This window comes from Flavobacteriales bacterium (genome assembly GCA_020635395.1).
GTDB lineage: Bacteria > Bacteroidota > Bacteroidia > NS11-12g > UBA9320 > UBA987.
Map to the genome: position 1 here is coordinate 558,638 of JACJZV010000002.1, position 25,338 is coordinate 583,975.

Below are 25,338 nucleotides of genomic sequence, written 5' to 3' on the forward strand. Positions count from 1 at the left end.
TTTAATCAAAAGCGATGAAAATCAAAGCTTCTGCTCATCAATCCCACAAGGCCTGCAAACGCACATCCACATCATAAACACCGCGTTCTTGAATATCGGTGGAGAACGAAAAACGGTCTCGTGGATACAGATTTACATTAAAGGTTTGAAAAACGGAAGAAATGTAATATCCATATTCATCGTAAAGCATTATTTCAATTTCGGCTGAACTTATGAAAGTATTGCCATCGTTTATTATGTCGCCATCTACCTCCACGGTGCGGGCACCTGCCCAAAAATCATATTGCACTACGGCTTGAGGAGGGTCGTAAACATAAAAGTCGTCTTCCACACATCCATTCAAACTCAAAATGGAAAGACTTGCAATAATAAAAGAGTAAAAAAATCGTCTCATAATTTATACACATTTAAGTTAAACAATCCGACTAAACCCTTTGCAAACAGTAGCAGTTAGGCTTTTAAGCCGCTTATCGTTGAGCATAATCCAAAAACCAATCCAGAATGATTTTTGCTACTTTTGAAATATGAAAACTTTATCTCTTCTTTTCCTTATCATTTTAAGCCTTTCTTCTTGTGCATTGTTTAAATCTAAGAAAACAAAAACTGCCTCCCCAACGGCAGAAGCCACGCCAGTGAAATTGCCAAAAGACCTTCCCACATTAGATACTGTATTTGAAGCAGAACCAGCGGAAGATGTAATTGTGATGGCCTATAGCGAGGTTGGAAATGCCTTTTTATCGTCGCTCAAAAACGGCAATACCAATTCGCTAAAACCATTTATGGCAGATGTTTCGGTGGCCAAAACACTATCGCCAAAAGAAACCAAAGGCATGACCGACAAGGAAATTGAAAACAAAATGCTTACATCGTTGCATGCCCGATTCGATGATAATTTTAATAAACTGATTGCAGCCGCCAAAGAAAATAAGGTTGATTTGGCACCATTGCGTTTATTGAACTGCATTTACCACGAAACCACTGACCCACAAACAGTTCCGCGGGCTTTAACTATAGAAATTGGCACTTCAACTGCGAAATATAGTATTCCAGTAACGGTTATTAACTTAGCAAACAAAACTTATATTTTTGAAATACTGAAAACAACCGGCGTTTTTAATTAAACCTCAATCTTTCAACGCATTAGGTTTTTTATTTTGTAGAAAATCTCATTGTTTTCATAAAAACCTTGAAAATTTTCAGCTCCCGGACCATAAGCCATCACAGGAATTAATGTAGCCGTGTGGCCTCCGGTAATAAACTTTGGTTGAACGGCATTATAATTCTCTTTTGTGTTGCCATTTTTGTCGGTATAGTCTTGTGCAACGAGTGCCAAACCACCTGTTTCGTGGTCGGCAGTTACAATAACCAACGTGTTACCATCTTTCTCTGCAAAATCAAGCATAGCTCCGACTGCCGCATCAAAATCAAACATTTCGGTTTTAACGTATTCATAATTTTTTGCATGGCCTCCCCAGTCTATTTGCGAGCCTTCTATCATCATAAAAAACCGGGAATTGTTGAGATATTTCAACGCTTCATTTGATGCATCCGTCAAAAAATTCCCTCTGTTTGTCTCCATGGTTGGCATGCCGTCGGCGGCTTTCAGATAACCGTACTTTTTATGATGGTTGTATTTTACCTCTGGTTTAAAGTGCACTCCCGGCACAGAATCTATTTGCCAATTGTATAGTTTCATTTGTGGTTGAAGCTTAGAAAAAAACTTCAAACCGCCGCCCGCAAAAAAATCAATATCCGATTTCAGAAGTTGGTTGGCAATGTCTTGCTCATGGCTTCTGTGCGAAGTGTGAGCATAAAAAGCACCGGGCGTGGCGTGGGTGATAGAGGAAGTAGCCACCAATGCTGTTTTGTAATTATGTTGCGAAAAAATTTCGACCAAATTATTTGCCGCGGTCGTATCCATACCCATACCTACAGAATTGTTGTAGGTTTTTACCCCACACGAAAAAGCGGTGGCACCCGCTGCCGAATCGGTTATTTTGTGCGTACCCGATTTTGTATTAATAAAACCAATATGCATAAATCGTTGAAAATTGTTGGTATTATCTCTCTCCACAAACAAGGTAGATATTTGTGTTAACCCCATTCCATCTCCAATCATCAGGATAATACGTTTGGGCTTTTTTGGTGCAAATTGCACTTGAGGTTTGGCACTGTTGCAAGAACTTGCCAAAAAAAACACTATAATAGAAATAGCACCAACGAACGAGAATTTTTTCATACGAATCAAAAAAAATAGTTTTTACTTATACAAAACTGCATCATTTCGATGATTGTTTTCAGCCATTATTTATTATCAAAAAATTATTCTTCTACATCAATGGGTGGCACCAATGGCTTGCCGGTTTTCTTTAAATCAATATTTGATATTAGGCTGAGGCAAACCGGAATGTTTTTTATGTTTATCTGGCCATTTTGTAGGCTAACCTTACCCATATTTTGACTGCTCGATTTTAAAAACAACTCGCCACCCGAAATATTTTTAAAACCCCATTCTCCCTGCACAAAACCTGCCGAACAGCTATCCGACTTTAAAATAAACGTATTGTCGGCAAACAAATCTAAGCTAACATTGCCCACCGACTGGTGATGAGCAGCATAGTTACTTATCATTTTTCTTTCTTGAATATGCACAACAATGTTGAAGGCCGCATACAACAGCAAAGGCACCACACCAATTAAAATTCCCAAACTTTGAAAAATCTTCCGAAGATTTTCCTTTTTCCGAAATATGATAGACAATATCAAAAAAATGATGCCGAGGAGGATTAAGGCCGAAATAATTTGTTTCATACCAATCAAATATTGCCCGCAAACTTACATCACAAATTTTTTAGCTAAATAATTCGAGATAAATTCATTAATTCGTTTCATGAAAAAAATTATACTAATTATTCCCTTTTTGCAATGTCTTTTTGCTTTTTCTCAAATTTCTGACAATTTCGACGGCCTAAAGTGTGAGGGAGAAATGCCCTTAGATTTTAAATGGGGTTTTGCCGAAAAAAGCAAAATGGGGTTGGCTTCAATGGCCGTAGAAGATGATGTTTTGAGCAGCCGAGATCAAAAGGAGTTTATCATTTTGACAAACTACATTAACCACAAACTTTTGTTAAGCGGAGATATAGTGTATGGAGACCCCATTAGTGAATTATGCAACAAAATTGTTGACCATTTGCTGAAAGGAGATGAAAGCACCAGGGAGCATATTCGGGTTTATACACTAAAAACAGATGTGGCAAATGCCTTTTCCACCAATGAGGGAATAATATACGTCACCACAGGATTGGTTGCCCGACTTGACAACGAAGCCCAATTGGCCTTTGTATTGGCACACGAAATAGGGCATTATGTAAAACACCATGTACTGCAAAATTTTTCGCACAAAAAAGAACTTTATTCAAGAACCGGAAGATATGGGCAACTAAGTTGGGAAGAAAAATTATTGAACTCTTACCAATACAGTCGCGAAGCTGAATTTGAAGCAGATGACTATGCCTACGGACTTCATCAAAACGCTGGATACAGCGAGGCCGAAACCCAAAACACGTTGAATAAATTGCTCTATGCCGAGCTTCCAATACTTGAAAAGAAATATGATTGGCATAAAATTGAAACCGATAGTTTTAAGGTGGCCAAACCATTTTTGATAGATTCTTGTCAAAGCATAGCTCCAGAAGAAGATGTGGACGACACTGAACACACGCACCCAAATGTCAAAAAAAGAAAAGCCGCTTTGGCTGATTTTGATGGAAAGGGAACAAAATTATATGACCTTATTGATTCGGTGGAATTTGCCTATATCCGTGATTTGGCAAGGTTTGAAATGGTTAAACAATTTTTGATTGAAGGTAATTTCAGCGATTTAATCTATCATATTCATGCGTTAGAAACGGACTACCCCAACCACCCCTATTTGCAAAAAGCCGAAGCTATGGCGTGGTTTGGCATGCAGCAACTTATAAACAATCAAAACAAATACATCTATAATCAAAGTTTTAAGAACTACCAAGGATACCAGCAGGAGGTAAAATATTTCTTCTTTAAAATGGGTAAAAAGGGCATAAATGCCATTGCCACCCGATACATTTGGATGCAAAGCTATGCACACCCAAACGACAGCTTTTATATTAAACTGCGAGATGGAAGTATGGAAGAATTGGCTAATTCGAAAATGACTAAATCATTTTTCTACACCTCGTATGACGAAGCCAAAAAAGCTGGAACACGCCAAAGCCGAAACAAATACATGTTTGCCCGCACTCTGTTTGTAGATATGTTTGACAGTATCGCATTTAAACAAGCGTTTGATAAAGTACTAGAAGGCATTTCGGATGACATTTCGGACGAAGATGAGATAGAAATAGAAGATACCGACTCGGAACGTCATAGCGTTGATGCCGATAGAAATGTTGCGGGCATTTATTCTCATTACGGTTTATCGGGCGTTGATAGAGTTATTTATTTCAGACCCATTTTTTCAAGGATTGACTATAGAAAAACGTTAGATCAACTCTACGTAAAGTCAAATGAACACGAAGAATTTATGGCCAATGCCTCCGATAAAATGGCCGAAAAAACCGGAGTAGAACTGGTAAAGCTGAACGACCAAAGTGACGAGAATTTTAACACCGAAACCTTTAATGACTTTATAACCCTGAGCAATTGGCTGAGCGAGCAATCTCTTTATGAGTTCAGTGGCACCTTTGGGTTTACGACTCCGAGTTTAGACACCATTCGATTGAAACACCAAACAGACTATTTGGCCATCAATGTCACCTCGCTTTACACCGATGGAAACAAGTTTAATATTGGGTTATTTTTACTCTCGGCAGCGGCGGTAACGCCCTTCCCATTCTATCTATATTGGCAGTTGAGTTCATTAAATGAGCTGCAATACAATTTTTATGTATTCGACCTAAAATCGGGGAAAGTGGAATTTTATGACTCCAAATTTTTTCGATCCAAGTTCAGAAAAGATGTGATTAATGCCCATTTGTATAACAGTTTCAACCAATTAAATCGAGCAAAATGAAACGACTAATTTTACCAATGCTGTTTTTAGCAATTTTTGAATTTTGTTTTGGCCAAAAGCCCGTAACCTCTGGTTTTATGGGCAGCCGAAATTACGTGGCTTTTAATTATCGAATGGGCGTTAGAACCACCATAAGTGAAAAAGCTGTTCCGGCAGAAGAAGACGAATCGCTGCCTTACAAGTATCAATCAATCGAAAAATTTTATCTAAAAAACGCCACTGAAATTCGAGCCGGTCGGGTGTTAAACAACAATTTGGCTATTGAACTAATTGTCGGCCGAAATAAAACAGCCTTTGACCTTAATCGGTTTTCAACCAGCGACATTTTGTTTATCAATGGCAATATAATTTACAATGACGGCTACAAAGGGATTTCGGAAGTAACCCAATTACATGGAGGTTATGGATTCAAATTTTATCGAAGAAAAAAAGGAGCCATCGCTCCTATTGGCAGCTTTATTACCTTTTATCAAACCTTAACAAAATATACCATCGATGTATCTCATGTTAAGTATTATGAGAACTATAACTTCGACTATCATATTTCAAGAACTTTTCCAACGGATGAGTTAAAATACAGCTTTCTTGGCACCAATTTAAGATTTGGGGTTGGTACGAATCGAGTAATTGGAAGTAATATCATTTTAGGTGGAGGGGTTGATACCGGCCTTAGTCTAATTCAATACAAACGAACGAGTACGTACCACGGCTACCTCACATTGCAGGATTTGACTTATAAAACCATACTGAAAAATGAGCAACGATACCAACTCTTTTGGTCGTATTTTTCCATTGGGTATTTGTTTTAGAGTTAAAGATGGATTGAGGAGGAAAAAATCCTTTTAAAGATTTATATTCAAATGTTCCCCTTTTGATAGATTCGGCATCCACGCTTATTGCTGTAAAAAGGGGTAAAAATACTCAATTCGTAAAATTTCTTATTACCTCTTCCAGTTCCTTATTTTCAAACTCAAATCCTGCTTGAAGCAACTTATTGTTCGACACTTTGCTACCCTCTAGAATAAGATTGGCTCTTTCGCCAAACAATAGCCTTATCATAAATTTTGGAACGGAAGGCAGCAAAAATCGATTATTGTAACATTTGTTGATTTGCTTTGTCATTTCTTGGTTTGTTACATTGGCCGCAACACTGTTGTAAATGCCCTTCATTTGGGGGTTTTCGAGAGAGAAAATTGTCGCATTTACCCAATCGTTTACTCCAATCCATGGAATAATTTGTGTGCCCGAACCAAGATTTGACAAAAGTTTCATTCGTGCGAGCTTCATCATTTTTAACAGAGCTCCCCCATCTTTGCTCAGCACCACGCCCGTTCTAAAAATTGCGGTGCGGATGTTCAGCGTTTCGAACTGGATTGCCGCTTGTTCCCATTGTTTGCAAACAGTGGCCACAAAGTCGTTTCCGGCTGCATCATTTTCCTCAAATGTTTTTTTGACAGATACTGCCCCATAATATCCAACTCCTGATGTAGAAATGAAAACCTCGGGTTTGGTTTCAGATTTTTTAATTGCCTCAAAAAGCATGTTGGCTGATTTAACTCTACTATCCAAAATCTCCTGTTTATAGTTTTTTGTCCATTTTTGGTCAATCACTCCTGCCCCGGCTAAGTGAATTATTGCATCAACACTTTCGAGGCAGGTTATATCAAATTCCCCGCTCTCTAAATTCCATAAATACGATTGATACGGACTGTCTTTCCGTTTTGTTCTTGTCAAAACTCGAACCTCATAACCTCTTTGGAGCAGTTTTTTTATTAGTGCTTTTCCTAATAGTCCAGTTCCGCCTGTTATCAAAATTTTTTTCATTCGTTTAAAGCATTTTTATATGTCTCAATTGCTCTTTCTCGAGCAAATTTATGGTCAACCATTGGTTTTGGGTATAGATTGGTGCCAAATTCAGGAATCCATTTTCTGATATACTTTTCTTGCTGGTCAAATTTTCGCTGCTGTTCTGATGGGTTAAAAACTCTAAAATAAGGTGCGGCATCGCATCCTGTTCCAGCCGCCCATTGCCAATTACCAACATTTGAAGCTAACTCAAAATCGAGCAGTTTTTTGGCAAAATAAGCCTCGCCCCATCGCCAATCAATTAGTAGGTGTTTGCATAAAAATCCTGCAGTAATCATTCTTACCCTATTGTGCATATATCCTGTCTGATTTAGCTGCCTCATGCCAGCATCTACCATCGGGAAACCCGTTTTTCCGTCACACCATTTTTGAAACTCTTCCTCATTATTTCTCCATGGAATACCATCATATTTTGGTTTAAAATTGGCCGAAACACTTTCTGGAAAGAAATAGAGAATATGAATAAAAAATTCTCGCCAGATAAGCTCATTCAGAAAAGGTTCATGCTCCTTTACTTCTTCATAAATCTGACGAATGCTAACCGTGCCGAATCGCAAATGAGGACTCAAAAAACTGGTCGAATTTTTTGAAGGTATATCTCTATGCAACGCATAATTGTGTAACTCTTCATAATTCGCCGGTTCTACCTTAATGTTGGAAGAAACAAAACCAATTTCCTTTAGGCTTGGCAATTCTAAATTCTGCTCAAAAAAATTGCCCTCCTTTGTAAAAACTTCAATGGTTTTGTGGCTTATTACTTCTTTCCATTTTTTTGAAAAAGGTGTAAAAACAGTATAGGGTGTTCCATCATTTTTTAGCACCTCGGTTGGCGAAACCAACAGGTGGTCGGTAAAACCTTCAACATGAATTTCGGTTTTAACAAAAAGTTTTTTTACCTCCTTATCTCGCTGTAATGCATACGGTTCAAAATCGCGGTTTACAAACACTTTTTTTATGTTGAATTGGGTAATGAGTGTTTCCCAAACTTCTAAAGGTTTTCCTTGCAAACACAATAAGGAAGACTTTTTAGTAACCAATTCAGCATTTATTTGTTGCAATTGCTTGTGGATAAAACATATACGAGCGTCATCTTTGGGAAGCTCTCCCAGTATGTTTTCATCAAAAATAAAAATGGGCAATACCGGAAAACCCGACGTTAATGCAGCATTTAATCCAACATTGTTTTTTAACCGTAAATCTCTTCTAAACCAAAAAACAACAACCTCAGGTCTGTTCATTTTACATCAATTCCGGATAATTAGACGGATTGGTTTCGTGCATTAAATTATAAATGGTAATAAAAATATCCTCGGCATTGGGTTTTGAGAAGTAATCGCCATCTGTGCCATAAGCCGGCCTATGCGGTCTTGAGGAGATGGTTTTTGGTTGAGAATCTAAAAATTTATAGCCTTCTTGTTTTTCCAACACCTGTTGCATCATATAGGCTGTGGTTCCTCCTGGCACGTCTTCATCCAAAAACACCACTCGATTCGTTTTTTCGATAGACTTAACAATGTCTTTACTCAAATCAAAGGGCAATAGGGATTGAACATCAATTAGTTCAACCGAAATTCCGTGTTGCTCTAATTGCTTGATGGCCTCTTGAGCAATTCTAACACACGAACCATAGGTAACCAATGTTACATCGTAACCTTCTTTGAGTATCTCAACTACCCCAATTGGTTGAGTGTAGCTTGCCAAATTTTCCGGAACTTGCTCTTTTAGCCTATATCCATTCAAACACTCAACCACCAATGCAGGCTCATCGCTCTGCAACAAAGTGTTGTAAAATCCGGCAGCTTTTACCATGTTTCGAGGCACCAAAACGTGCATACCCCGCACGGCATTAATAATCATTGCCATAGGCGAACCACTATGCCAAATACCCTCTAAACGATGACCTCTTGTGCGAATGATTACCGGATTTTTTTGACCACCTTTGGTTCTGTATTGCAATGTAGCAATATCATCACTCATTATTTGAATGGCATAGATTAAATAATCAAGATATTGAATTTCGGCAATGGGTCGCAAACCCCGAATTGATGCACCAACTGCCTGCCCAATTATGGAGTTTTCACGTATTCCCGTGTCCATCACACGGTTTTTGCCATATTTCTCTTGTAATCCTGCAAAACCTTGATTTACGTCACCAATATGCCCAACATCCTCTCCAAAAGCGAGTACTCTTGGGTCTCGCTCTAAAGCATAATCAAAACATTTTTGAAGAATCTCATAGCCATTGAGTATCTCACTATCTTGGCTATATGCCGGTGGAATTTCATTTACATTGAGTGCACTCCACCTTGAATTGCTGTGAAGTTGGCTGCTGTATCGTTCATAATTGTCCGACTTGTATTTTGAATACCACTCTATCAAATTTTGTCTTGCCTCTGTTTTTTGGCCAATGGTTTGTCGGATAATTTTAATTGCAGCTATTCCCAAATCCTTCCTGTTCGGTTCTCGATTTGATTTTAGCTCTTTTGCCATTTGCACTATGTCTTGGTTTGAAAAACCATTTAGTACTTCTACCAGCTCATCTCGCTCATTTTTTAATGGATTCAAAAAAGCATCCCACGCCTCTTGTTTTTGATTTTTTACTTGCTCTATGGCGTTATTTTCCAGTTCATCCATTTCTTGCTCGGTGGCCAATCCAGTTTGCACTATCCACTCTCGCATTTGGAGCAAACAGTCAAACTTGGCTTCCCAGTCAAGACGTTCTTTTGTTTTATACCGCTCATGCGAGCCGGAAGTGGAATGCCCCTGTGGTTGGGTAACTTCTGTAACATGCACTATGGCCGGAATATGCGTTTCTCTACATTTAGTTGCAGCAATAGCGTATGTTTTAATAAGTTCGGGATAGTCCCAGCCTCTAACTGTATATAAATCATAACCTTTCCCATCTTTGTCGGTCTTAAATCCTTTTAAAATAGAACTAAGATTTTCTTTGGTGGTTTGATATTTGGCCGGCACTGAAATTCCGTAAGCATCATCCCAAATAGAAACGAGCATCGGAACTTGCAAAACACCTCCGGCATTTATGGCTTCCCAAAAGTGTCCTTCGCTGGTGCTGGCATTTCCAATTGTGCCAAAAGCAATTTCATTTCCATTCACCGAAAAGTCAGAAAACTGAGCCAAATCAGGGTTTCTTCTGTAAAGTTTTGATGCCCAAGCCAAACCAACCAATCGACTCATTTGCCCCGCTGTTGGGCTAATGTCGGATGAAGAGTTAAACATTTCTGTTTGTTTTTTCCAACTCCCATCGTTGTTTAACAATCTCGTTCCAAAATGGCCATTCATGCTTCGGCCTGCACTTGCGGGTTCGGCCTCTACATCGGTGTGGGCGTATAGCTGAGCAAAAAACTCTTTAACCGAACTCATACCTTTGGCAAACATAAAAGTTTGATCTCGGTAGTATCCTGCCCTAAAATCGCCTTTTTCAAAAACCTTGGCCAGGGCTACCTGAGCCACCTCTTTGCCATCGCCAAAAATTCCAAACTTGGCCTTTCCGGTCAGCACCTCTTTTCTGCCAAGTAAACTGGCCTGCCGGCTTTCAAAGGCAATTCTATAATCGTTTAAAACTTCTTGTTGAAACTCGGCTTTACTGATTGATTGTTTTTCGGCCACTAAACTCATTTATGAAATTTTGAAAACTATAATTTTAAAAATCCGTTTCGGTATTTTTAGTGTTGCAAAATTAGGTTTTTTTGATGGCAATGTTTATGGTTGAACTGTTTTTGGCGAGTTTACATTTTGGGCGGAGATAATAAATATAACAATCCTGAAACCATTGTTTTTTTTGATGGTGTATGCAATTTATGCAACAAAACTGTGGATTTTATTATTAGAAAAGATAGAAAAAACCAGTTTGTTTTTGCAGCTCTTCAATCAAAAACTGCCAAAAAAATGTTAGCAGAAAACCCCAAAATCCATCTTGATAGTCCTGACAGCTTTGTTTTGCTGGATAATGGCCAGTTGTTTCAAAAATCAACCGCAGCCATTAAAGTGCTTTCAAAACTTGGGTTTCCATTTTCGCTTTTTATCATTTTTTTAATATTCCCGGCATTTATCCGAAACCCTATTTACGCATTCATTGCCAAAAACCGTTATAAAATTTGGGGAAAAAGAGAAACCTGCCGAATACCTACGGAGGCTGAAAGGTTACTTTTTTTAGATTAGTCCACACACTCCATCAATAGCAAAATTCCATCATCAAAAACAATTTCTACTATTCCGGATTGTTCCACTTCATTGCTGCTCCCGGTACGGTGTGGCAATATAAAATCTTCTTTGTTTAGATTGTATTTTAAACCTGAGGTTTGTATTCCTCTTACATCAGTAATAGGTAATAATGACAAAATACTTCCTTCGGGATAAAACTTTTTATATGATTTGGGTAAACAAAATGCTCTTGAAAAATCATCTAACATACACAACGAAATTTTGTCTGAAAACTTAGCAAGGGTTATTAAGTTGTTGTGCGAATGATCAAGCCTTCTGCCTGTAGCCCACACTATATTGGCTGCTTTGTGGCCATTTTTTACAAGAAAATTTAACCCTTTTTCTAAATCAGTAAAATGCTGACTCTCGGCATACACCCACTCAATTTCCTGCTCCGCCTGAACGCTTAATTGGTTTACACTAATACTGTCAAAATCGCCCAAAACGGCATCCACCTTTATTCCCTTTTTTAGCACTCTATCTAACGCTCCGTCCAAAACCAAAACATACGGATTCCACTCCAATAATTGGTTGAGCAACTCGTTGCTGCACTCCTCGCCATTGGCAATTATCAACGCTGGTTCTTGTTTGTCCTTTACAAAATGGTGTGACGACATTCTTTACATCTCAATTACAACAAAGCAATATAATTCGCTTTACTTTGTTCTTTATTTAAAAAAATGGTGTTGTACAAAGTTAATCCAATTCGATTAATCAAAACTAAATCGTTGTGTACATTTCTGAGCTTACTTAGTGTATTGTTTTTTGTTTCGTGTGAGCGGGAAAAACATTGGAATGCACAGATTACTGCTCCGCTTTTTAGGGCAAACTTAAGCCTAAGCGATTTGGGAAACGACAGTTTGACCATTGAAGAAACCGATAGCAGTTATAATCTTATTTACCAAGTTGAGTACTCTATTGATAGTGTTGCGAGCTATTTGACCGTGCCAGACACCGTGGATAAGGTAAGAATAACACTCGACAAATTGATTTTGGCCGACAAAAACTATGCAGACACCATAACATTACGACAAATATATCCTGCCGCAGGAGCTTATCATGGACAAACCGTTTTTCTTCCGGGACAAAACATTGACAACCCCGGAGGAGAGCAGGAAATAGATGTGAGCAAAGAGTTTTTTCAAACCGCCAAATTCGTAAAAGGCTTTTTGGATATTACTATTCACAACGACCTACCAGTATATGTAGATGAAATTGTTTATGTGCTCCGAAACAAAAAAGATTTAACAGTAATAGCTCAGGATACGTTTACAAATATTCCCCCCTTTTCATCTTCTACCAGAAGCATTGACCTGAGCGGGAAAACTGTTGATGGCGTTTTGCTGGCAACGGTTATTCACATGATAACCCGAGAAAGTGAGGGAGATGTTTTGATTGATGCTGACAAGGGTTTGCGATTGGAACTTTCTGTGCATGATTTGGAGCCAGAATATGCCACTGCTATTTTTCCTGAACAAACATTGGTAAATGACACACAGGAGGTTATATACAACTTTGGTGGGCCATTGATTACTGAAATACAAGCCAAAAGTGGTTTTGTAAAAATGAAAATTTCAAGTACGATTGAGGAAGAAATAATCATTGATTATACATTTCCGCATAGTGGTGCCGGTGGCAATTATGCCAATCCGTTTCATAAAGTATATAATGTTCCACCTGCAAAACCAGGTGAGACCCAGGTTATTGAAGGTGTTTTTCCGCTTGACGGATATGTAATGCAGTACAAAGGCAAAGACCCAAATTCGCCTCCGTTTTGGAATGCCGTTTACAGCAAATTGACAGCCAAAACCGTTTATTCGGGTCAGGTTCGAGACCTTTCTTTGAACGATTATGTAGAAATAGAATTTGGTTTGATTGACATTGTGCCACGTTTTGCAACCGGAGATTTTGGCGTGAAAAGTTATACCATAGACGACTCGCTTGACATTCCGATTTTTGAAAAGATAAATGGTGAAGTTGACTTGGCAGATTTTAAATTCTACTTCAACATCGAAAATGCACTTGGCATTGGTGCTGTAGCAAAAATAAACAGTTTGAGAGCAGAAAACACCAGTTCCGGAAAATCGGTTACTCTTGATTGCCAAAGTATTATTGGTAAAGAAATTAACATATCAAAAGCCCACAATCCTCCACTTATACCCTCAACAACCACAACGGAATTTACAAAATACAGTTGTGATAATCTTATCGATTTTGTTGAGATATTGCCCAATAAAATTTATGCAAATATCAGCATGAATACATTGCCGTCAGATAGCGGGAACGTGGCAGATTTTGTATTAGACCAAAGCTACATAAAAGGGCATGTAAATTTTACCATTCCGGCCACTTTTTCGGCAAACAATCTTACTCTTTCCCAAACCGGAAAGTTTAACATCAACGCCGTTTCCAATCAAGAAAACATTACCTCAGGTACGTTTCGGTTGGATGTAGAAAACGATTTTCCGTATGATTTTAAGGTAGTACTGGATTTTTTGGATGAAAGTGGCACTTCGCTTCTTACACTATTTGAGAATCAACTTATTCAAGCCGCCTCTATTGATATGAGCAACTACCATTCCGTTGGACCTCGAAAAACCTCCCTTTTAGCCAAAATAAACGAAACCCAAATGGACATGATTCGAGATACAAAACAAATACGCATCACTGCCGTTATTGACTCTCCGAATGATGTGCAGACACCCATTCTAAACACCTATCTTTTAAAAACACAATTGGTTGCCGATTTTATTTATGAAGCAGGTAATTAGTTTCATTTCTTTGTTGATTTTGGGACAGCAGGTTTTGTCTCAGTCAAGTTCGTCACCTTCACTCAATCCAAAAGGCAAATGGATGGAAATACAAGCAGGCGGTGGTTTGTGGTCAAATACGTTTACTAAATCCTTTGTTTTTGAAAACTATTGGGATGAAACACTTATAAACAACACAAAACAGAATGCACCGCAACGAATAAGAGGTGGATATAGTGTAGATGCTTCTATTAAAATCCACTTTTCGGATTCTATCAAAGAGAGGCCATTTATTATTGCAGGATACCAAAACATTGGTGGATTATCTTTTCATAAAAATGCTGTTTTTTCTGTATTGCAAGGAAACGCAGAAAACAAGTCGGTCGAATTAAAAAACAGTGGTTTTAAACAACTTTCATTTTCCAAAATTGGTGTAGGTTTTGAAAAAAATGATGATGTCAACAATTTGCACTACGGAATTTCTATGTCGGCATTGGCATTGTTTAATTACTCCTCGTTTCATGCTAAAACCGGTATTTTGACCACTTCTGAAAATGCCGACAGTATTATTGGCAAAGACATAAATGCCATTTTTGATAAAACGGGCGGCGGCTATGGTATTGGGTTTGACTTTTTTGTTAAAAAACAGATTGAAAAACAATTGTTTGAAATATCAATTGAAAATGTTGGGTTGTTGCTTTTAAACAAACGAGAGCAGTCTGTAGTTACACGAAACTTTGTTTATGAGGGATTTGATATTACCCCATCTCTTTTTTCAAAACAATCTATTGATGTGCAAGACAGTATAAAAAATTATGTTGAGACAAAGCCAAAAGGTCAAACTCCAAGAGGCACATTTATTCCGTTTACCTTAAAAATGCGATATACCAATCAGCTTTCAGAATTTACTACGATTCAGGCCGATTTGCAGTATATTTCATTTCCTGGGTTTTTACCAAAAATTGGTTTAAACTATGGATTCAAAAGTTCAATACCTGGCACACTTATCTTGGTTGGAGCATCGGGTGGCGGTTTTGGAAATTATGGTTTAACCTTTGGCCTATTGTCAAAAAACACGCGTTTTACCATTACCGGAATTGAAGGTTTAGCCTCCAGCAATTTGCCTTTTTATTGGTCAGTAGGTTTAGAAAGCAAAATAGGTTTGTAGTTACGCTGAATAATATCCGTCAAGGATTGTGCAAATGCTATAAGACCTTTTACCTCCATCGGACTGGCAAATCGAAAGCTTTTCAAAATAAGCAAACCCGAATTATTTCCTTCTATATGGTATTCATTGTATTGTGAGATAAAATCAATTATTTCATCCGAAAAAAAACGTTTAACCTCTTTTTCGTTACTCCCTTTTACTGAGAACTTTTCCGTAAACTGAGTATTTTCAAAAATTATTTCCTCCTTTTTAGCAAGATCTAAAATACGATGCAACCACCCTTCCTTTTCTATCTCGAATACCGGAATATCGCGGTTGTTTAACTTTATAAGTATAGCCGTCGTGTGATGTACTTCTTTGGCAAGAAATGCTCCTTCGTCAAATGTTAAATCGCACACCTCCCATTCAATATTATTTTTGAACTTCCCTAAGATGCTATTCTTTGAAAACTCTATCGGCCTTGATTGGAAAAGCATAAATTTTTTAAACCTTGATTTGCTCCATCCTTCTTCCGGATTAAAAGTACAATTTATTTCACCCGCCAAATCTTTTAAGCCATGTTGTCTTTTGCTCAAGAACAATGAACCTTTTGGTGGTTGAACGTGCAGGCTCAATGGGTTTTGGGAAGTTGTAATGTGCGAATCGAGCCCCACAATATCCATTTCTCCTCCTTGGTTTTCATTTTTATCTCCCCACTCTTTCAAAAATTCTAGAACTGTATGATCAACAAGCCGAGCTTGACTAAAATCGACAATAACATTGTTTCCGAGGCCAATTACGTTCAGTTCTTCACTCAGATTGGTAATATTGGTAAAATTACTAATACCTTTTACTTTAAGAACAATGCCTTTTTCTTCAAGATTGATTATGTATTGCGGATTTCTAATATACTTAAAAAACAAGTTTAGAGGAATGTGAGATTTCACCAAATGGATTAAGAGTGTAATTAAAATCCCTGTCACCAACCCTGTTTGAAGGTTAAATTTTACGGTTGAGAAAAGCGTAACGGCCAGAATTATGAATTGTTCGTAACCCATTTTAAATGTATCAGAAAACATTTTGGGAGAGGCCAACTTCAAACCTGTAAAAATCAAAATTCCGGCAAGGGCGGCTAAAGGGACTTTTTGAATGGGTTCAATCAAAAAGAAAACAATTGCCAAAAGAATAATGCCATGAAAAAAGTTTGACCATTTCGTTTTGGCACCATGATTTATGTTTAACGAGCTGCGAACAATAACGGTAATGACCGGAAATCCACCTAAAAATCCCGCCAATATTGTACTCACACCTGTACCAACCAAATCCTTGTTTAAATCTGTTGTTCGTTTGTAAGGGTCGAGTTTGTCGATGGCTTTTGCACTCGGTATGGTTTCAATAGTGCTAACCAGAAAAACACCGATAACCGTTCCCCAAAAATCTATTTGGTTTATTTTCCCAAAGTTGGGCAAAAAGGAAAAACCACCAGAAAAGTCTATACTATCCAAAATATTTTCTACCCGAACCAAATTTTGCGAACCCACCAGATTTTCACTTCCAAAAACATTTATGACATGGTTTACCGGCATATTGAAGGCATAAACCATAGGTATTGTTGCCAATAGCACAAGCATTGGTGCCGGTATGTAATGTAAGATTCTTAGCTTATTAATAAAAAACGGGTGAATATAGAGAATGGCAAGACTAACAAAGGCTATGGAGGTAATTGGCCAGTTCAATCGGTTTAGCATTTGGGGAATAGCGGTTAGACTTTCAAAAGCCGTTCCCTTAAAATCTACTCCTAATGCAATATGTATTTGGCTCGCAATGATAATGATGCCAATGGCCGCTAAAACGCCTTTAACCACAGATGTTGGCAATAGGTCACCATATTTACCTAGTTTAAAAAAACCCATTGCGGCTTGAATCAAACCGGCCAAGACAATGGCTGCCAAATAATACTGAAAACCGTTGTTCAATCCTTTGTCTGCCAAACCGGCAATACCTGCTAATGAAACCCCTATAAGTCCGGCTCCGGGGCCATTAATACCAACATGACTTCCTCTAATAAAGGTTGTAAACAGCCCCCCAATAATTGCAGATATAACCCCCGCCATCGGAGGAACAGAATCGCCTGAAGCAATAGAAATACCCAAACCTAACGGCAGAGCAACCAAAGCTACGCTAATAGCAGCTATTAAATCGTGTCGCCAGTTTTGAACAAAACCAGACCACCCGTTTTTCGGTATGTCACCTGTGTTAAATTCTGTCATAGAATTTTATTTCTAATGGCAGTTTGGTTTTTAATAAAATTAAGCGGATAGCCTTTCGTTGAATAAAGACTAACTCACGGCCATCTTTTGATGTGATGAATACAAGGGAAATTGTCCCATCAGTGCTTTAACATCGTTGGAAACCGTGGATAGAACCGTGCTGTTGTCAGCGTTGCTTAAAGCTCTGTCAATCATTTCCACAATTTGCTCCATGTCGTTTTCCTTGAGTCCTCTGGAGGTAATTGCAGGAGCACCAATTCTCATACCGGAAGTCACAAAGGGGGAGCGTGTTTCTTGAGGAACAGTGTTTTTATTAATGGTTATATGACAAGAAACCAAGGTGTCTTCAGCCATCTTGCCAGTTAAATTCTCAAACTTTGTTCTCAAGTCAATCAACATTAAATGATTATCCGTTCCACCCGAAATAATTTTATAACCTCGAGCCTCAAAACTTCGAGCTAAGGCTTGTGCATTGGCAATTACTTGCTGACAATATTCTTTAAATGCTGGTTTCATTGCTTCTCCAAATGCAACTGCCTTTCCGGCAATTACATGTTCTAAGGGGCCGCCCTGACTTCCTGGAAAAACTGCAGAGTCAAGCAATCCAGCCATTCCTCTTAGATTTCCATTTTTGTCCTTTAAACCGATTTTATTTTCAAAATCCTTTCCAACCATAATCATTCCCCCTCTTGGCCCACGAAGTGTTTTGTGTGTGGTTGTGGTCAAGATATGGCAATAGTCAACAGGGTTTGAAAGCAATCCTGTAGCAATTAGTCCGGCCGGGTGCGAAATATCGCCCATTAAAACAGCTCCAACCTCATCGGCAATTTCTCTAAATCGCTTATAATCCCAATCTCGAGAATAGCTGGAAGCCCCACAAATAATCAATTTCGGTTTTTCTCTATGAGCAATTTCCTCTACACTTTTCATATCCACTAATCCGGTGCTTTGATCTATTCCGTAATGAAATGCCTGATATGTTTTCCCAGAAAAATTTACCGGAGAACCGTGGGTTAAATGACCTCCGTTCGATAAGTCAAAGCCTAACAATTTATCTCCCGGTTGCAAACAAGCCAGCATAACGGCTCCATTTGCCTGTGAGCCGGAGTGCGGTTGAACATTTGCCCATTCCACGCCAAAGAGTTTTTTTGCTCTGTCAATAGCAATTTGCTCTATCTGATCCACCACCTCACATCCGCCATAATATCGCTTGTTTGGTAGCCCCTCTGCGTATTTGTTTGTAAGAATACTGCCGACAGCAGCCAATACATCTTCCGAAACAAAGTTTTCACTCGCAATTAACTCAATGCCTTCTTGTTGGCGTTGTAATTCTTTATTAATTAAATCAAAAATTTCTCTATCCATTTCCACTTTTTTGCACAGACAAAAATAAGTATTCTTAAAAAGTGTTTACGAATTGTGTGTAAAATGTTATCTTAGCCCGCCTTTATTGGGTACCCTTCTTGATTTTTGGAAGATTTAATGCAATTATTAAAAGATATGCAACGTTTTTCTGCTTATGATTTTTCCAAACTCAAAGCTGTCCATTTTACTATATCAATACTATTGTGTTTGTTCATTTTTGAACCCGCTTTTTCGCAAGATGGGGTCGCGATTAATAAGTCTGGGGCAGATCCGCACCCATCGGCCATGTTTGATATTACTTCTAATAATAAAGGCATCTTAATTCCAAGAATTACCAAAACGGCAAGAATTGGAATACCATCGCCTGCAAATGGATTGCTTGTTTATCAGGTAGATGATACTATCGGCTTTTGGTATTATGACCAAAACTCCTGGAAGCCCTTTTTTAAACAATTTTATGCCGGAGCGGGACTTGCCGGAGGGCAAATTAGCAATCAACAAACCATTAGCCTATTGCCCACTGGCGTTATTCCTGCCCAGTATGGAGCCCCCGATTCCATTCCGCAGTTTACCATAAATCAATTCGGACAATTGGTCTTTTCAAAAAACATTGCTTTGAAAGAAGTAGATGGAATTGTTGGTAATGAAATTGCGGACACAACATCCTCGCTTGGAATTTTAACAAAAACAGGCACGGGTGTAGCAACAAACCCATATAAAATTGGGGTTAATCCGGGCAATTCGGTCAGTGATATTTGGGTTTGGAATGGCTCAAAATGGATTTTACAACAACTTCCTACTGAGCAGGATGCTGAAATCGGAAACGAAATTTCAGACACATCCCAATCAAGAGGTATTTTAATTCGAAACGGTAGCGGAAACGCATCAAACCCATACACAGTAGGTGTCAGAGCTGGTTTAAATGTTGGAGATGTGTGGATGTGGAATGGCAATAATTGGGTGTCCAGTCCAGTAGTTCATCCATTGGAAAAAGACAGTATTTTAGGGAATGAAATTGCGGACACCCTAAACAGCAGAGGTGTTTTGGAGCGATATGGTTCAGGAACGGCTACAAACCCATATCAAATTGGGGTGGTTTCGGGAACAAATGCAGGCGATGTATGGATGTGGAACGGCACCAAATGGGTATCTGCCTCCATATCAATTCCGGGCGAAAAAGATGCCGATATTGGCAATGAGGTTGTGGACACCACAAACGCCCGGGGCATACTCAATATTTATGGTGGTGGTACAACTGCCAACCCCTTAAAAATGGGTATTGAACCCGGAATAAGTGTTGGAGATGTGTGGATGTGGAACGGAGCAAAATGGGTTTCATCGGCCATCATTCACCCAACAATTCCCATAGAAAAAGACAGCGTTATTGGCAATGAAATTGCAGATACTATAAATAGTTTTGGCATTTTAACAAGATTTGGCAATGGCACGATTGGAAGTCCTTATAAGATTGGAATTACTCCAGGTAACTCCGTTGGTCAATCATGGGTTTGGAATGGCTTGAAATGGACATTGATTACCATTCCCAAAGAAAAAGATAGTGTAATTGGAAATGAAATAGCAGACACACTCAATTCACGCGGAGTGTTGGTTAGAAATGGAGCGGGAACTGCTGCAAATCCATACACAATAGGTGTTAATAATGGAACAAATACGGGAGATGTATGGATGTGGAATGGAAGCAAATGGATTCCAACGCAAATCGTTCATCCTACTGAAGTTGATGCTATTATCGGAAACGAAATTACCGATACCACAAATGCTCGTGGAATATTGAATAAATCTGGAGCCGGAACGGCAATTAATCCCTATAAGTTGAGCATAAATGGAGGAACAAATACGGGGGATGTTTGGATGTGGAATGGAAACAAATGGGTTGCCACACAAATTGTTCACCCAACTGAGGTGGATGCCATTATCGGGAACGAAGTAACCGACACCATTGCAAATGGGTTTTTAAATCTTGCAGGAGCTGGAACATCTGCCAGTCCCAAAAAAATTGGCATGAAGCCAGGTAAAAACGTGGGAGATGTGCTAATTTGGAATGGCACAACTTGGGTGTCAGGATATCTTGGAAGAAACTCTTTAGACATGGCCTATGACGAGGGTGGAGCAGGTGTGGGCAGAACAATTAATGCCGATGCCGGAGCAGTGAATATAGCAGGCACAGACGGTATGCTGGTTACGGGCACCTTTGGCACAGGAGCGACTATTAATGCTTCTGGTGCCGGAACAAGAATGATTTACAATCCTAGATTAGCGGCATTCAGAGCCGGAGGCGTAAGTTCGTCAGCTTGGAACAATGCCAATATTGGCCAATATTCGTTTGCAGGAGGCCTGAACACCTTAGCTCAAGATGAGTACACCTTCTCGATGGGAAGAAATACAAGAGCGGTAGGAAGCACGAGTATAGCTATGGGAGACAGTTCTACTACTCTTCTGCCAAGGTCGATTGCCATTGGCAACCGGTCGGCAACCGGAGGAGTTAATTCCATTGCCATTGGAGAGAAAAATTATGTTTATGGTCAATACTCCATAATTTTGGGTAATAATTCAACATCCCTTGGAACAAACTCAACCATTATTGGGGAGGAATCCATGATTCTTTCCGGCTACAATCATGGCTACGCCATGGGATATAGAGACACGGTAAAAGGAAATTTTGCCGTGGCTATTGGTAATGCAGCTTATGCAGAAGGAACAGGTTCTGTGGCAATTGGAACAAATGTTAGAACCAACAACCCCTATTCTGTGGCCATAGGTAATAATGCATTTGCCATAGCCGACCGTTCGGTGGCTTTGGGCAGTTATGTTTCCACCAACTTTAAAAACGGTTCTTTTGTGTTTGGAGATGCCAGCACATCAACGGTAACCACCCCTGCATTTCTTAATCAAATGACCATGCGTTTTGACAATGGTTATAAGTTTTACACCAAATCGGATTTATCTACCGGAGTCAGTCTTAACAATGGTGCAACCTCATGGTCAACCATCTCTGATAGAAACCAAAAAGAAAACTTTGAAGAAATAAATGGCGAAGAAATTCTATCCAAAATAAAGGCATTGCCCATTACAAAATGGAATTATATAGCCAACCCTGATAGCGTGAAATACATTGGTCCTATGGCTCAAGATTTTCATGCTGCCTTTGGTTTGGGTGGAGATGATTCTTGCGGAATAACCACTCTGGCTTTTGATGGTGTTAACCTGGCAGCAATAAAAGCACTTACCGAAAGAACGGAAAAAATTGAAGCACTCGAAAATACGGTTGAATCACAATCCGACGAAATAGCTGCGTTAAGAAAAGAAATTGAAGAGCTCAAAAAATTGATTATCGCAATTCAAAAATAGTTTCGGTTGAAAAGATTTACCATTTACATATTGTCCATTTTTTGTGCCACTCTATCCTTTTCTCAAGGGTGGGTAACCAATAACGTAAATGTTGTTATAAAAGACAATGCAAGCATTGTAATTCCGGGTGACTCAGGTAATTATATCAACCGTGGTTCGGGTTTAGTTTTAACCAAAATCGATGGAAATATTTACCTCGGCGGAAATTGGATTAACAACGGCACATCACCCGCAATTGGAAACAATGCCGGAACCGTAATTCTAAAAGGAGGAGGAAATCAAGAGATAACCGGAACAACATCCACATCCTTTTTTAATCTTGAGCTGTCTGGAATAGGCAACAAACACTTGAGGATAACTACGCTGGTGGGAGGTGGCTTTAGCGGATTAAAAACAGGAAAACTAATTATGTCAAATCACAACCTTATACTTAATTCTAAAACCTTGATTTTAAACAATTCAAGCAAAAATGCCATTTCAAGAAGCAGTGGTTTGTTGATTGGAGATACTGATCCAACTCTTGGATACGGCAAGGTTCAATGGAATATTAGAAATGCTTCGGTTGGAAGCATATTTTATGTTCCATTTGGTAGTATCGACAATATGGCTGTTCCACTAATATTTGAAGTTAAATCCGTTGGAAACCAAAGTTTTGATTCCGGCTTTGTTTCACTGGCCACCTACCCAACTAATGCTGGAAATTCACCAAACAACCGACCCCTACCGATAGGTGTTACTCATTTGAACAATAAATACAATATTGAAAATGATATTAAATCGGTTGACCGATTTTTCATACTAAACGGCGGTGGTTACACTGTTAACCCCAATTTGAGCATCGGTTTTTCTTATTTAGATCGAGAGCTTGGAGGAACCAATACTATTGATGAAACAAAACTTGAGGCTGCTAAATTTGAAAACTTGTCGAACAAATGGAACTACGATTTGAAGGGAAGCACACAGCCTTTGTCAAATTTAACATTGGCTGAAACCACGTCAAACTATGAGGGTGCTTGGGTGTTACACATACCTGCTATTTGCCCTATAGCTGATTTTGTTTTTACAAACGAATGTTTTCAAACTCCGATGTTATTTACCGACAATTCAAAAATTATTTCAGAAACCATTGATACAAGTGTCTGGGTATATGATTTTAATGAGCTTTATAACCAAAACAACCTGTTTCACACATTCGGTAGTGATGGCTTTTTTGATGTAAAAAGAAAAGTGCGAGGCGACCGCGGATGTTGGGATTCTATCACAAAACAGGTTCAAGTATTTCCGCTTCCCAAAAGTAGTTTTGTTTATAGTGATACATGCCTTACCGACAACGTTAATTTTCAATCTACTTCTTCCACAAAACTTGGCAACCCGATAAATGTAGAATGGCAAATAGAGTCGAACATTTACAAAAGTCCCAATGTAACACATTCATTTTCAACTGTAGGAGCTAAATTGATACAACTTATTTCTTCAAACACATTCGGTTGCAAAGACACACTTTTAAAGAACATTGAAATAGAGCCAATTCCAATTCCTGACTTTTCTTTTAATGATGTTTGTGAACAACAGTTGGCTGATTTTCAAGACCTTAGCACTTCAAAGGGTAAAATTATAGATTGGACATGGAAAAGCGGAGGCAATGTGGTGTCAAGAAATCCAGTACTTTCTCATCAATTCAACCTGCCAGGAACGTATAATATACAGCTTGCGGTAGAAAACGAGTTTGGTTGTTCCGACTCAACAACCCGAACATTAACCGTTCACGCAAAAGCGAATGCCAAGTTTGATGCTTTCCCAAAGGATATTTATATAACCGACCCTTATGTAAATTTTATTCAGTCGGGAAGTAACGCCAATATATGGCAATGGCGGTTTGGAGATTTTAGTGATGAAGAGTATGGTTCAGAGGTTTTTCATCAATATGGAGACACTGGTCTTTTTAGCGTTCGATTAATTGCAAACAACGACTTTGGCTGTGCAGATACGTTTTATAGAACAATTCTAATAAAACCGGATTTGAGAATATGGATTCCAAATGCTTTTAGCCCTGGACCCGAAAACGATATAAATAAAACCTTTGGCCCGGGAGGAATGCTTTATGGCTTAAAATCAATGGAAATGGATATATACAACCGCTGGGGTGAGCTGATATATCACAGCGAAACAATAGATAAACCGTGGAATGGGACGTATAAAGGCCAATTGGTTCAACCGGGAACCTATTTATATCTAATGAAAATTAGAGATGTTTATGGAAATATTAAGTGGTACAATGGCACGGTAACCGTAACCCGTTAATTATCCTTTTGCAAGTCAGTTTACTTCCACAAGTTCAAATTCAAAGTATTCCATTACTTGATTGGCCAATAAATCTTTACAGGCCTTTTCTACCTTTTGCTTGGCTTCGGCGGCGTTTTCTGCTTCCAACTCAACAGTTATGTGTTTCCCGATTCTTACACTTTCTACCCCATTTAAACCAACAAGCTGCATACTTTGATGAACTGCTTTTCCTTGTGGATCCAAAAGTGCCTTTTGAGGCATCACATTGATTTCTGCTCTAAAATTCATTCGGCAAAATTACGGATAAGAGATAAAAGTAAATAAGCGAAAATTATCAAACTTATCCCTGCAAACTGAAATACCAAGATAAGACTAATTGATACAAAAACAAGGGCAAATCTATATTTGTTTGCTTTCCAGCTTAAGTTTTTGAATTTCAGCGAAAAAAGGCGTATTGGAGCATTCATTAAAACTGCCGCCACAATTGGAATGATGGTAAAAAGTGCTTTGCTGATTAAAATTTTTTCCGAAAAAATATTTGGCTCCTCAATTAGAAAAGGCCAAGAAGCAAGCCACAAACCGGTGGCAGTAGTTGTTAGGCCATAAAAATCATCTGTTTGTCGGCTGTCATTGTTAAATCGTGCCAGCCTCAATGCCCCAAATACCGGAATCAAAATGGTTAAATATGCAACAAAACCGGTTTCATAAGGCTGTTGTAAAGTATAAATCATAACGGCAGGTGCAACACAAAAACTGACCAAATCGGCCAAACTATCCAAATCTTTTCCAACCGCCGATGAAACCCGAAGAGATCTTGCAACCAAGCCATCCAAAAAGTCAGGTATCGTGGCGGTTGCTATAAAAATAGCCGCCCATAAAGACTCTCCACTCACAGAACATATTATGGACAAAACCCCCAACGCAAGGTTTCCTAAAGTTATGCTATTGGGAAGATGCTTTAAAATATTTTTCATTTCATCCTGTTTTAGTGCGTGTTTTATAGAATCTGAAGTATAA

Annotated in this window: 19 protein-coding genes; 8 read left to right on the top strand and 11 right to left on the bottom strand. The window is 38.7% G+C overall.

Annotated elements, in window-relative coordinates:
- Window positions 1-37: 37 nt before the first annotated feature.
- On the bottom strand, window positions 38-394 hold the full coding sequence (locus tag H6607_08635) for a hypothetical protein (protein MCB9262425.1): 357 nt from the start codon (window positions 392-394) through the stop codon (window positions 38-40).
- A 130-nt stretch (window positions 395-524) separates the two neighbouring features.
- Here H6607_08635 and H6607_08640 point away from each other — a divergent pair, with 130 nt between their 5' ends.
- Window positions 525-1,121, top strand: a complete 597-nt coding sequence (locus H6607_08640) for a hypothetical protein (GenBank protein ID MCB9262426.1) — start codon at window positions 525-527, stop codon at window positions 1,119-1,121.
- Window positions 1,122-1,132: 11 nt separating this feature from the next.
- Here H6607_08640 and H6607_08645 read toward each other — a convergent pair whose 3' ends face one another.
- Both H6607_08645 and H6607_08650 read right to left on the bottom strand, forming a co-directional pair.
- A complete protein-coding gene (locus H6607_08645; GenBank protein MCB9262427.1) occupies window positions 1,133-2,239 on the bottom strand; it encodes an alkaline phosphatase in 1,107 nt (368 codons plus the stop codon).
- 83 nt (window positions 2,240-2,322) lie between these two features.
- Window positions 2,323-2,811, bottom strand: coding sequence for a hypothetical protein (locus H6607_08650; protein MCB9262428.1), 489 nt, complete (start codon window positions 2,809-2,811; stop codon window positions 2,323-2,325).
- Between the two features lie 79 nt (window positions 2,812-2,890).
- Between H6607_08650 and H6607_08655 the strand changes: the two genes are divergently transcribed.
- The gene (locus H6607_08655) at window positions 2,891-5,050 is read left to right on the top strand and encodes a M48 family metalloprotease (GenBank protein ID MCB9262429.1); all 2,160 of its coding nucleotides are present in this window, start codon (window positions 2,891-2,893) and stop codon (window positions 5,048-5,050) included.
- Window positions 5,047-5,859 (top strand): hypothetical protein, encoded by an 813-nt coding sequence (locus H6607_08660; protein ID MCB9262430.1) that lies wholly within the window; start codon window positions 5,047-5,049, stop codon window positions 5,857-5,859. The genes H6607_08655 and H6607_08660 overlap by 4 nt, the downstream gene beginning before the upstream one ends.
- Window positions 5,860-5,971: 112 nt before the next feature.
- Here H6607_08660 and H6607_08665 read toward each other — a convergent pair whose 3' ends face one another.
- From H6607_08665 to H6607_08675, 3 genes are read right to left on the bottom strand one after another with little or no spacing between them, the layout of a single operon-like run.
- The gene (locus tag H6607_08665; GenBank protein MCB9262431.1) at window positions 5,972-6,874 is read right to left on the bottom strand and encodes a TIGR01777 family protein; all 903 of its coding nucleotides are present in this window, start codon (window positions 6,872-6,874) and stop codon (window positions 5,972-5,974) included.
- Entirely contained in the window at window positions 6,871-8,154 is a 1,284-nt protein-coding gene (locus tag H6607_08670) for a deoxyribodipyrimidine photo-lyase (GenBank protein MCB9262432.1), read from the bottom strand. Before H6607_08670 ends, H6607_08665 begins: the two co-directional genes overlap by 4 nt.
- 1 nt (window position 8,155) lies before the next feature.
- Window positions 8,156-10,552, bottom strand: a complete 2,397-nt coding sequence (locus H6607_08675) for a transketolase (protein MCB9262433.1) — start codon at window positions 10,550-10,552, stop codon at window positions 8,156-8,158.
- A 117-nt stretch (window positions 10,553-10,669) separates the two neighbouring features.
- On the opposite strand from H6607_08675, the gene H6607_08680 reads away from it, so the two are divergent.
- Window positions 10,670-11,095: a DUF393 domain-containing protein gene (locus H6607_08680; protein MCB9262434.1), complete on the top strand. Its 426-nt coding sequence runs from the start codon at window positions 10,670-10,672 to the stop codon at window positions 11,093-11,095.
- Here H6607_08680 and H6607_08685 read toward each other — a convergent pair.
- On the bottom strand, window positions 11,092-11,754 hold the full coding sequence (locus H6607_08685) for a thiamine diphosphokinase (protein ID MCB9262435.1): 663 nt from the start codon (window positions 11,752-11,754) through the stop codon (window positions 11,092-11,094). The genes H6607_08680 and H6607_08685 overlap by 4 nt on opposite strands.
- Before the next feature lie 63 nt (window positions 11,755-11,817).
- Here H6607_08685 and H6607_08690 point away from each other — a divergent pair, with 63 nt between their 5' ends.
- Window positions 11,818-13,908 (top strand): hypothetical protein, encoded by a 2,091-nt coding sequence (locus tag H6607_08690; protein MCB9262436.1) that lies wholly within the window; start codon window positions 11,818-11,820, stop codon window positions 13,906-13,908.
- Window positions 13,892-15,055, top strand: a complete 1,164-nt coding sequence (locus tag H6607_08695) for a hypothetical protein (protein MCB9262437.1) — start codon at window positions 13,892-13,894, stop codon at window positions 15,053-15,055. The genes H6607_08690 and H6607_08695 overlap by 17 nt, the downstream gene beginning before the upstream one ends.
- On the opposite strand, the gene H6607_08700 is transcribed toward H6607_08695, so the two are convergent.
- Together H6607_08700 and H6607_08705 are read right to left on the bottom strand one after the other, a co-directional pair.
- A complete protein-coding gene (locus tag H6607_08700; protein ID MCB9262438.1) occupies window positions 15,016-17,304 on the bottom strand; it encodes a SulP family inorganic anion transporter in 2,289 nt (762 codons plus the stop codon). The genes H6607_08695 and H6607_08700 overlap by 40 nt on opposite strands.
- Window positions 17,305-17,373: 69 nt before the next feature.
- Window positions 17,374-18,669, bottom strand: coding sequence for a serine hydroxymethyltransferase (locus H6607_08705; GenBank protein MCB9262439.1), 1,296 nt, complete (start codon window positions 18,667-18,669; stop codon window positions 17,374-17,376).
- Between the two features lie 117 nt (window positions 18,670-18,786).
- On the opposite strand from H6607_08705, the gene H6607_08710 reads away from it, so the two are divergent.
- Complete coding sequence (locus H6607_08710; protein MCB9262440.1) at window positions 18,787-22,038, top strand: tail fiber domain-containing protein; 3,252 nt, start codon at window positions 18,787-18,789, stop codon at window positions 22,036-22,038.
- Between the two features lie 30 nt (window positions 22,039-22,068).
- Window positions 22,069-24,339, top strand: coding sequence for a PKD domain-containing protein (locus tag H6607_08715; protein ID MCB9262441.1), 2,271 nt, complete (start codon window positions 22,069-22,071; stop codon window positions 24,337-24,339).
- A 15-nt stretch (window positions 24,340-24,354) separates the two neighbouring features.
- Here H6607_08715 and purS read toward each other — a convergent pair whose 3' ends face one another.
- Together purS and pssA are read right to left on the bottom strand one after the other, a co-directional pair.
- Window positions 24,355-24,609 (bottom strand): phosphoribosylformylglycinamidine synthase subunit PurS, encoded by a 255-nt coding sequence (gene purS / locus H6607_08720; protein MCB9262442.1) that lies wholly within the window; start codon window positions 24,607-24,609, stop codon window positions 24,355-24,357.
- Window positions 24,606-25,295, bottom strand: a complete 690-nt coding sequence (gene pssA, locus H6607_08725) for a CDP-diacylglycerol--serine O-phosphatidyltransferase (protein MCB9262443.1) — start codon at window positions 25,293-25,295, stop codon at window positions 24,606-24,608. The genes purS and pssA overlap by 4 nt, the downstream gene beginning before the upstream one ends.
- Window positions 25,296-25,338 lie beyond the last annotated feature (43 nt).